A 10,533-nucleotide genomic window follows, 5' to 3' on the forward strand; every position below is an offset into this window, starting at 1 on the left:
CTGCCGGACAATCATGACGCTTGTGATCAAATTCATCGCAGGGAACATATAAGAGGTAGGATTCGAGTTGTTGTTGGGAAATCTTCACATTTCTATTATTAAACCAGTTTATTCTTTGCAAGAAACAGGTAAGCGAACGGTGATTTCTCAATATAAGCTCGTTCTTCCTCAGATTTCCTAATGTGATAGGCGGCGACTTCTATGGCCCCGGCTGCAATGGCACCACAAGCTATCAAGGATGCAGGTAATGTAGCGATGGATGTGGCCAGTCCTGCCATCACAGCGGCTGCCCCTAGAATGGTGGGTGAAGACGGCTTGAAAAATGCCTGGAGTGATCCAACCACTGTGGAGATTTTAGATGTATTGAGTGCCTGGCCTAGGATACAGCACTCTCTTTCAATGGTCTCTTTAAAACCCTCAACCAGCACCTTGATTTCCCCTGTATTCTGACATTCAGTTAACCGCTTTCCAAATTGATCCATCTGTTGTCGAAAGGCGAGGAGTTCCAACCGATAATTCGCCCTAAATTCAAGAATTTTCTGAATTGTGACATCGGCTGTAGGCACAGGAAGAACATCTCTAAAATGCGCTGAAACACACAGGGATTTCTCGGCTTCTGGAATCGGACAATAGCTTGATTCAATGAGGCCCATATTATCGGTTCCTGGAACGGTTAGGTCTGTGGCCTCGCTCGCAAGATACTTGGCAAGAAGGGCCATATAGATATTGGCCACTTCAGAATCAAAATAATAGCATGTTTGATCCGTGCGAGTGAGGTTGCGCTCCTCAGCAAGACCACGCTGCTGAAGATATTCAAAAGTAGGGCGATTTACTTTCTGTTTGTAGATCTCTGACGTCAATCTTTGTTTGACACTTTGTTTACAGCTCTTGCGCAAACGAGTCCCTGTTGTTAAATTTGGTAAAACTTGCTTGAGTTCGGCAGCAAGTTGATGTGGTGCATTTGGTTTTTTGTATGCGAGTTCCTCAGGGTTCAGTACCCGGAAGATTCCTTTATCGTAAAGGTATTGGAGATCATTGTTTTTCCACTGGAAAATTTCCTTGTATCCTTCATGCACCATGTATTTACCTGGCACAATCGAGGCTACATGATCCCAGTACAAGAGCGCTTTCCTGATCCATACTCCGGAGGTTGGCACTTCGATGTTTGGATAGTAGAGTATTGTGCGGCTCATTGGAGAATTCCTTCCTTGCATAGAATTGTTATCAACTTACCCTCGGTCTCAAAGGCCGCCTCAGTGCTCGCACGCAGCTGGTTCATGGCCTCATCAACCGTGATGACTTCCTGATCGTTCTTCGGCTCGACGTAGCGCGAGATATTGAGATTGAAATCGTTGGAGGCGATTTCTTCCAGGGCGACCATTCGCGCGATACCGGCAACGCCTTTATAGGCGCGGTACCAACCGTAGATGCGCTCGACGTGTTCGGGCAGGAGTTCATTTTGTGCTCGGCCCGTCTTGAACTCTTTTGAGGCGTCCACGATCAGGACCTTGTTCTTTCGGTCCTTTGCCTTGCGCTGGCGGAAAACCAAGACACAGGCCGCCAGCCCAGTGCCATAAAACAAGGTTGGCCCAAGCCCGATCACAGCATCCAATAGGTCCATGCCAAGCAGTTTCTGGCGAATCTCCCCCTCCTTGCCCATGCGGAACAGGGCGCCATGGGGCAGGACCACGGCCATGCGCCCGGTCTTTGGTGCCATGCTCTTGATCATGTGCTGCACCCAAGCGTAGTCGCCACTCTTGCCCGGCGGCATGCCGGCGAAGTTGCGGCCGTACGGGTCGCTGGTCCAAACCTCTTCACCCCATTTCTCCAGCGAGAAAGGTGGATTGGCGATGACGCAGTCAAAGGTAGCCAGGTTGTCGCCGGAGAAGAAAGCCGGTTGGCGAAGGGTATCGCCGCGTACCACTTGGAAATCTGAAGCGCCATGCAAAAACAGGTTCATGCGGGCAATGGCGGAGGTGGTGAGGTTTTTCTCCTGCGCAAAGAGTTTGCCCCAGAGGGTGCGGTCATCGCCGTGGTGTTCTTTTACATGGTGGATGGCTTCCAGCAGCATGCCTCCCGTGCCACAGGCTGGGTCATAAATGGATTCGCCTTCCTGGGGATCCAAAATATTCACCAGGAGCCGCACGACCGAGCGCGGGGTGTAGAATTCCCCGGCCTTTTTATTGGTGGCATCGGCGAACTTTTTGATCAGGTACTCGTAAGATTGGCCGAGGATGTCTGCCTGGGCTGCCTGGTTGCCCAGGTTGATGCGGGAAAAATGCTCGATCAGGTCCCGCAGCAGGGCATCGGACAGGCGGTCTTTATTGGTCCACTGGGCATCACCGAAGATGCCGTAAAGGGTTTCGGGGTTGGCTTTCTCGATACCGCGCATGGCTTTTTGCAGGGCCTGACCGACGCTGGAAGGGACCTCGCGAACGTCCCGCCAATGGCAATCTTCCGGGATTTGGAAGCGGTAATTTTGCGGGAACAAGGCGTATTCCTCGTCGCCTCCCGCTTCAGCGAGGGCGGATTGGTATTCCTCGTCGTGGACATCGGAGATGCGTTTGAAGAACAGGAGCGGGAAAACGTAGGTCTTGAAATCAGCGGCGTCCACCGGGCCGCGCAAAATATTGGCTGCCTCCCAGAGATGGGATTCAAGTTGCGACAGGGTGATGGCTGAGGGCGGCATGGTGCTTATCGCGGTGAAGTCATGGCAGAAAGGCAGAGTCCGGGAAAAACGGCGACACACAACAGCTTTGTTTCCCCAGAGCCAGTCCACTCAAAACGTCATCAACCTTTGTTTTAATCCACTTCATAAACAGCCACCCATAGGAAAAATTCAGGCGGACCTTACCACGCTCAAAGCTGATTGGGCAACTTAAAATCTAGCGAACCCAGGATAATTTTGCCTCAAGACAGGCTTTCAAAGGAATTCGTGAGCCCAGAAAAAGCCGCCCAAAGCGGGCAAACCAGAATGGCTATAAAACCCCGGTAAAGTGTTGAAGAAATGTTGAAGTGGCGGTTTTTATGAATCAAGTTTTCCCAGCATGCAAGAAGCATTTTAGCACGTGTTTTACCGTGCTATTTTGAATGGTGGGCCCAGTAGGGTTTGAACCTACGACCAAGCGATTATGAGTCGCTAAAATGCCCGGTTTTATACGATTGTACGCCATTGTATTCAAGTTAAAAGAAAGTTCGTTTTACCCTTGTTTTACCGTGGTTTATGCGTTAAATTCTGCGCATGAATACGAACGTCATTGCAATCTTGCCAAACGAAACAAGTGAGAAAGAAGTGAGAAAGTCAGAAAAGACGGTCTCAAAGCTTTCCAGCGCATACTGGGCAGAAAAGGTTTTCCGCATCAAGGACAGCCCCGGCTTTTACGCACAGATACAGCACGCCGGAGAGCGCCGCAAAATCCCCCTGGTGACTGGTGACCGCAAGGCGGCCGGGGCCAAGGCGGCCACCTTCTACAGCAATGTGCTATCCAAGGGCTGGGATGCTGCCCTGATGGAATTGGATCCAGAGCGGGCAAAGGAACGTTGCGCGGCCACTGTGGGCGATGTTACGGGAGCCATCAAGGCCGCTGGCCTACGCCCGGCCACTGCCAGCAGTTATGACCGCTCCTTGCGCTGGTGGGCTGCCCGTGCTTTGGACATGAAAGCGCGAAAGAAGGATTACGGCCCAACCGGCAGCCGGGCATATCGCGCCAAGGCGGAGGCGCTACCGTTGGATGACATACGCCCGGAATTTGTGCGCGGAATCATTGCCCGCCGCCTGAGTGAGACCGCCGGGGATGTTATGGCAGATCGCGCCGCACGCACCACGCTGGCCACCTATCTGCGCTGCGCCAAAGCTGCCATCCAGACCGCCGAGAATGCAGGCGTGAAGATCCCTAGCCCGAAACCATTCGATGGCGTAGAGACGCCAAAGGGTGCCAAAGCGCCCGGTTATCGGTCAACGTTTTCGGCGACCACGATATTGCGGAAGGCTAAGAAGGAATTGGGCGGCGATGATCCAGACGCATACGCCTCCATTTGTTTGGCAATAGGTGCCGGGCTCAGGCGAGGTGAAATCCTTAATTTGAAGTGGCAACACGTTGACGCCAAGAAAAGGCAAATTGACGTAAGCGCCGGGGGAAGTTGGACACCCAAAACCACCGAAAGTGAGGCGAGCGTGTATGTTGCCGCCGGGCTGATTGCAGAACTTGAACCGCTACGCACCGGACCCGATACCGCCGTCACGTCTCCCAATGGCGTTGACCGCGCCGTAGCCTGGCTGCGCTCCAAGGGCATTGATAACAACAACCCGCTTCACACGCTCCGCAAAGAGTTTGGCAGCATCATTGCCCAGCAAAGCGACCTTTTCACAGCCAGCAAACAGCTACGCCATTCAAGCCTTCAGGTTACGGCATCTTATTACGTGGAAAACCGCAAAAAGATTGCGCCAGACATTGGCAAAATGCTGGCCCTCACTCCCAAGGGCAAAAAGTAAAACCACACAATTCCCGCCCGCCCCCCGGTTGACCACCGGGGGGCTTTCTGTTTTTTGTGTGCAATCATTTTTCGCGCGCGCCTAAAACCTTGTAAAGTCTTATGCAATAGAATGTTGCAAGCCGTTGCGCGCGTTTTTATAGGCATGAAATGTGACGTCCCCCGTTGTATAGCGTGCGACATCGCACGTATATATATGAGAACTTGCAAAAATAAAAACATCGTGGCGACGCAAACAACTGCGTCGACAACAAACAACAACCTGTCCCCGCGCCTGATCGCGTTGACGCCTGAAGCGTTCGCCGCCGCAATCAGTTGGCATCCTGAATCGGTAAGGCTTGCGTGCCGCCAGGGGAGAATTAAAGGCGCAATCAAGCTTGGGAAGGGTTGGCGCATTCCTGAATCAGTCCTCACGCATATTTTGGAAACTGGGATCCCTTCTATTGCCTGACTTATGTTCAAATTTGCCACCTCAGCCGCCACTGTCCCCGAGCCGTATTGCATTCTCGGCACTACACTGCAGCCATTTAGCCTCGGCCACCACTTGATTCTAAAACGTCTCGAGTCTCCGCTTTGCGGTGGATTGCCAGACGCCTTTAGCCTGCCCGATCTACTATTGGGCGTGGCGGTATGCGGACAACCGTACCGGGTGACCATGGAACAAATGCTGGCCGGCCAATGGGCACGGGAGTTTGCGCGCTGGCAACGGCAGTTGCGTGGGCCATGGTGGAAACGCAACCGTTTCTCTGAGTGGGACGTTGAACGCGCCAAGCTGCTGTTTCGCCGGTATCTGGCGGACGGGTATGGTCATCCGCCCATCTGGAGCCATGCGGGGCCGCCAGGGCTAACTCTCACTGCCCCCTGGGAACTGGTGTTAAAAAACCGGCTAGTGATTGCCGGGTATTCTGAGCATGAGGTATTGAGCGGGTACTTGCCGGCGCGCTGGTACGATTATTACACGGTGTCTGAGTTGCGCTGCGCTGAGAAATGCACGGATAAATTGGCGTGGAAAAAGATTTTTTACACGCGCGAGGACCACGAGCAAATCACGGCAAAAAAGGAGGTTTTATGAATTTTTTAGGCGTACAACTGGGGCTGAACACGTCAGGGTTCAAGCAAGCTCTTGACCAAGCGAAGATGCAGGCCAAAGGGTTTGCATCTTCCATCACACACGAGGTTGGGCACTCTTGGGGAAGCCTCGGGAAAGGGTTGGCTAGCGGTATCGCTGGAATGTTCACCGTCGAGGCGTTCAAGGGGCTGATCGAAAATATCGTGCAGACCGCTTCCCATTTGCGGGAAATGTCTGAGCAGTTGGACACCAGTACAGACGATTGGCAACGCTGGGAAAAGGCGGTCAGCAAGGCCGGGCTGAGCGTGGGCGGATTTATGGCGGTATTCGAAAAGCTCAGGCAGACGCGGGAAGACGCAAAGAACGGGGACGTGGGCGCCCGTGGAAAACTTTCCAAGCTTGGTTTTTCGGATGATGATATTATTTCAACCAAACTTGGTGAGAGTGAGTTTGCTCGTAGGGCGCTAATGGCTGGCACTAAGGACCGTTCTGCGCTTATTGATATTGTTGGAAACAGGGGGGCAAAATACATTTCCGCTGCCAAAGAATTCAAACCTAATAGTGAGGTGACGTTCAATGCAAATGAGGTTGAAGAACTTCACGCTCAGGAGGAATTTTTCAAGGGGTTATGGAAATCAGTAACCAAAAATTTTGTGCGGGCGGTGAGAAATATCAGGGAGGGAGACACACATGAAGCAACTGCAGCATCTCCTGACATGGAGTGGCTTCAGATTAAAAAAACGATGTCACCGCAGTATAAAAACGCGGTCAACGAGAGATCCAAAAAACACGCTGAAGAGTCCGCACAATCTGAAATTGAATCAGACCGTTTCGACGCCGTGCTGAAAAAGCAGCGTGAGGAACAAGACCGTAAGCGCGAGGATGAAATGGAGTCATTGCGGGCCGCCCAACGGGCAGCCATGCCAGAGGATGAACGGCGCAAGTCCCTTGAGGAAGAGGTTGAGCTGCGCAAAAACAAGATTGCCGAGCTTGAGGATAAAATGCACGGGGCCGACAATGAGCCCGAGCTATCCGATGAGGATCAAAAGCGACTCAAAGACATCACCGGCAAATCGCGCGAATATGAGTTGAACAAGATCCGCGATGAAATGGAAAACCGGTTGATTGCGGAGCAGACCAAGTTGCAAGGGCTCGAAAACCAGTTGAAGAAAGAAAAGAGCCCGGATTCGTTTTCCGCTGACAGCCTGGCATCGGTGGGGCTGTTCACAACGTCCACCGTTCAATTCAACCCCATGCTGAATATTGCCCAAGAGACGCTGAACACGTTGCGGGAAATATCAGGCAAACTGCCGGGGCCAACGTCAGGGAATAGGCCGTAAAATTATGACTATCTTTGACCGCGCGACCGCCTATGCCACACCGTCAAGTCACGTGGAGGTGCTGCGTGAAAAGTAAAAACGGATGGTCAAAACTCACCGGCACCGAAAAGCAGAAAATTGCCCGGCTTATCCGCATGGGGTGGCGGCCAGGACAACCTGCAATTCGGTATTTCGGAAACAAACGGAAAGGGGCGCCGATCATTGAATGATTTACCCCGTTTTATTCGTGACCTACTAAACACCCCGCCCGCGGCAGGACAAGGGGTTCATATCTGGCTTTTCAAGTGCGCCCGTGTGCTTCACCCGTTTTATCAGCCCGACATCACAGAGGCACTCCTGGCGCGTGCCAGCGCCAACTGCGGACGGACCGTTACGCGTCGGGAAATTAACGACGCTATCCGCAATTCTGCCGCGTGCGCTTGGAAACCCAAAGGACGCCGGACCCGGTACAGCCCGCAACGGCAATGTTCACCACCGCCACCACCACCACCACGATGGCCCGCGTACAATCCGCAAGCCGTCGCTGAGATTGTCGCCGATGGCCCACGGCAGGCCGATCTATTGGAATTGTCACCGATCCGCGTTGACCCCGTGGACAACACCGCTGAGCTTTTGCAGCAACTATTTCCGGGAGATCCGCTGGTGTGCATGGGCGAGACCGTATACAAATTTATCACCCGGCCACTGAGTCATTTAATCAAACACTATCCACTGGAAACTTTCCCGCTCGTTACGCAATCACCCATGGTTCAACAATGGGGTATCACGGCGGATGGCAAGCCGTCGGAACGATCGTTGACAAATATCGGACAGCGCAAGTTTCAGGTCGTGGAATTTGACAAGGACAAGGGCACACTGGACCAGCAAGCCGCAATCCATTGGCACCTTGCGAGGTTCGCACCGCTGGTGTTGGTGGTGTTTTCCGGCAGCGAATCTTTGCACGGGTGGTACAACGTAGTCGGGGAAGCCGAGGCCGACGTGACCAGATTTTTCAAGTATGCCACATCATTGGGAGCGGATACACCAATGGCTTCACCTATCCAAATGACGCGCACGCCCAACGCTTTTCGCGACAATGGCACTCGTCAAACCGTCAACTACTACAACCCTTCCCTGATATGAGCAAACTTTTACCCGTTCCCGATTTGAAAGCCACCACCACCGAACCGCCCCCGGCGCCACCGCTGCCGGACGTGGTAGACGCTTCCGCGCTGGTAGCTGACACCACGCCCGCCCCGGATGAGGTTGTCTGCGGTGTGTTGCATCGTGGTGCCAAGATGGTTGTCGGCGGTTCATCCAAAACCAATAAAACTTGGTGCCTGACCGATCTGGCAATAGCCGTATCGCATAACGAGCCCTGGCTGAACTTCAAGACCCGGCCCGGTCTGGTGTTGTTCGTCAACCTCGAGATTCAACCGTATTTCTTCGCCCGTCGTATTGAAGCGATTGCCAGCGCCAAAAACATTCCCGTGCGTAGCGGTGTGCTGGACGTGCTGAACCTGCGGGGACACTGCGCCTCGTTTGACGAGCTGCTGCCGCGTATCAGTGAACGCGCCAAGCAACGCGGTTATGTTTTGATCGTGCTGGACCCGATTTACAAACTCATGGCCGGCAGAGACGAGAATTCAGCCGGGGACATTGGCGAAGTCATGCACGGCATTGAAAGTCTGGCCGTCCAGACTGGTGCCGCCGTGGCGTTTGCTGCGCATTTCAGCAAAGGGAACCAAGCCGCAAAGGAAAGCATTGACCGCATATCGGGCTCTGGTGTGTTCGCCCGTGATCCTGACTCCATACTGACCTTGACCCGGCACCAAGAGGCGGACAGCTTCACCATTGACTGTGTGCTGCGCAATCACCCGCCCGTCGCGCCGTTTGTTGCAACGTGGATGTTTCCGCTAATGCGCGTCAATGACTCCCTGAACCCGGCAGACCTACACCAAGCACAGACCGGACGGAAAGCAATCTACAACCCACAAATGATCCTCGACAACTGGCCCAAACGGAAGAAACAAACCACCGCTGGAGCTTTGAAAGAGGCTGTTTGCAGTGCCACCGGGATGAGTCGGGCTAAGTTCTATGAACTATTGCGCGAGTTGGTCAATCAAGGACAGCTTAACCGGGATGACAAGGAGCGATATAGCATCAGTCTTGAAAGTCCAGAAAGCCATAAAAAAGACTTAAAAGACCAGTAAGTCCAGTAATACGTAGTATACTGGACTACTGGACTAAGCGTTTTTTCAAGTCCAGAAACTCAAAACCCATGAAAACACGAACCATAGCCAACCCTGCCACCCTGCAAAGTAATTCTTTTGACACCTTGCAATAGTTTGCACCTGTCACATGAAACCCAACCCACACGGAATTACACCCGAACAAATTCGGCAGGTTGCCACGGAATACAAGGTGAGTCTGCGCACCGCGCGCCGTCACTTGTATGCTGGTACGCTGCCGAGCCAAGACCGTCGTTTTGGTTCCGATGGTAAAACCTACCCGGCGGGAACCGGGTGGAAGATGCGCAGCCGGGTTGCCAAGGACCTTGCGCTATGCGGCCAGGCATTGCAGCGAGCCCACCGGAAAGCCTGCGAGGACGGCTACGACCCCGATGAACACCAGACACTTCTCGAAATTCAGCGCCAACTAAATGAAGTGGTTGAAATGTGGACTAGATGAACTTGACACCTGGCCGCTACCGCCACCTGTCACAATATGAAAACCTCCACCCTACCCAACGAACCGCGCACCCTGATAATCCTAGTCGCGGTCCTATTGGCCGTTAGAGGCTGCGCACCTGCCCCGGTCATCATAGGCGGGAAGCAATCGCCGGACCTGCCCAGCGTCAAAAGGCGCGCGGCGCTGGCCATCGTGGCGGACAGTCACGCCCGGCCAGACGGGGTAAGGAATCTTTTAAAGGCCCCCCAGGAAGGCAGGTCAATTTTCAGCGCGGAATGCGCGTTAGGTAGGGAAAATTTTGAAGTGTTACACGATACAAAAGCCCCCCAAGGATGAAATCCAATGAAAAAACCACCAACGAATAATGGCACCGCTCCGCCATCCGTTTGGGCGGATAACCAAACGCAACTTGCCCGTGCGTTGAACGTTTCACGCCAGACAATCCACCGTTGGCGAAAACTGCCAGGCTTTCCACCGCCGCGCGCGAATGGCCGATGGTCTATTTCGGCCACTCAGAAATGGGTTGCTGAGAATGCCGCCGTGGCGGACGTTGGCGCGGATGACCCGCAACAAGCCACGCTCCGAGACGAAAACGTCCGGCTTCAAAACGAGAAACTTGCATTCCAATTATCAATTCTGCGCAAGGAGTACCTGCCGAAATCGTCGGTGTGCCGGGTGATGGCCAGATTTATTTCCGCTGCCAAGACGCGCACATTCAGTTCTACATCACGAATAATCATGTTGGCCAGGATGGCCCCTGATCCGGCCCAGGCTGAACCGATCGTGCGCGAGGAATTGGCGGAGATTTGGCGGGAAATGGCAAAAAGCGAGTGGAACAAACCGGAAAACGCTACCGCCCAACCGCAAGGAGGCACCCCGTGAACCATCAAGCGCCCCCAAGGCACGCCACGCTACAGGACACCCTACGCTACAGGACACCCTACGCTACAGGACACCCTACGC

10 protein-coding genes are annotated in these 10,533 nt (G+C 53.5%); 8 read left to right on the top strand and 2 right to left on the bottom strand.

The window, feature by feature from the left end:
• Positions 1–98: 98 nt before the first annotated feature.
• Together WCO56_26540 and WCO56_26545 are read right to left on the bottom strand one after the other, a co-directional pair.
• Entirely contained in the window at positions 99–1,193 is a 1,095-nt protein-coding gene (locus WCO56_26540) for a DUF6236 family protein (GenBank protein ID MEI7733159.1), read from the bottom strand.
• Positions 1,190–2,689 carry a class I SAM-dependent DNA methyltransferase gene (locus WCO56_26545; GenBank protein ID MEI7733160.1) on the bottom strand — a complete coding sequence of 500 codons (1,500 nt, stop codon included), beginning with the start codon at positions 2,687–2,689 and terminating at the stop codon, positions 1,190–1,192. Before WCO56_26545 ends, WCO56_26540 begins: the two co-directional genes overlap by 4 nt.
• Before the next feature lie 603 nt (positions 2,690–3,292).
• On the opposite strand from WCO56_26545, the gene WCO56_26550 reads away from it, so the two are divergent.
• The 8 genes from WCO56_26550 to WCO56_26585 all read left to right on the top strand — a co-directional run bounded on the left by WCO56_26550 (position 3,293) and on the right by WCO56_26585 (position 10,452).
• Positions 3,293–4,492, top strand: coding sequence for a tyrosine-type recombinase/integrase (locus WCO56_26550; protein MEI7733161.1), 1,200 nt, complete (start codon positions 3,293–3,295; stop codon positions 4,490–4,492).
• Positions 4,493–4,687: 195 nt separating this feature from the next.
• Positions 4,688–4,942, top strand: a complete 255-nt coding sequence (locus WCO56_26555) for a hypothetical protein (GenBank protein ID MEI7733162.1) — start codon at positions 4,688–4,690, stop codon at positions 4,940–4,942.
• A gap of 3 nt (positions 4,943–4,945) precedes the next feature.
• Positions 4,946–5,563, top strand: coding sequence for a hypothetical protein (locus tag WCO56_26560; protein ID MEI7733163.1), 618 nt, complete (start codon positions 4,946–4,948; stop codon positions 5,561–5,563).
• On the top strand, positions 5,560–6,900 hold the full coding sequence (locus WCO56_26565) for a hypothetical protein (GenBank protein MEI7733164.1): 1,341 nt from the start codon (positions 5,560–5,562) through the stop codon (positions 6,898–6,900). The genes WCO56_26560 and WCO56_26565 overlap by 4 nt, the downstream gene beginning before the upstream one ends.
• A 294-nt stretch (positions 6,901–7,194) precedes the next feature.
• Entirely contained in the window at positions 7,195–8,022 is an 828-nt protein-coding gene (locus tag WCO56_26570; GenBank protein MEI7733165.1) for a hypothetical protein, read from the top strand.
• Positions 8,019–9,092 carry an AAA family ATPase gene (locus WCO56_26575; GenBank protein ID MEI7733166.1) on the top strand — a complete coding sequence of 358 codons (1,074 nt, stop codon included), beginning with the start codon at positions 8,019–8,021 and terminating at the stop codon, positions 9,090–9,092. The genes WCO56_26570 and WCO56_26575 overlap by 4 nt, the downstream gene beginning before the upstream one ends.
• A 148-nt stretch (positions 9,093–9,240) precedes the next feature.
• Complete coding sequence (locus WCO56_26580; GenBank protein ID MEI7733167.1) at positions 9,241–9,570, top strand: hypothetical protein; 330 nt, start codon at positions 9,241–9,243, stop codon at positions 9,568–9,570.
• Between the two features lie 342 nt (positions 9,571–9,912).
• Entirely contained in the window at positions 9,913–10,452 is a 540-nt protein-coding gene (locus WCO56_26585; GenBank protein ID MEI7733168.1) for a hypothetical protein, read from the top strand.
• Positions 10,453–10,533: the final 81 nt, after the last annotated feature.

It is taken from the genome of Verrucomicrobiota bacterium, assembly GCA_037139415.1.
Taxonomy (GTDB): domain Bacteria; phylum Verrucomicrobiota; class Verrucomicrobiia; order Limisphaerales; family Fontisphaeraceae; genus JBAXGN01.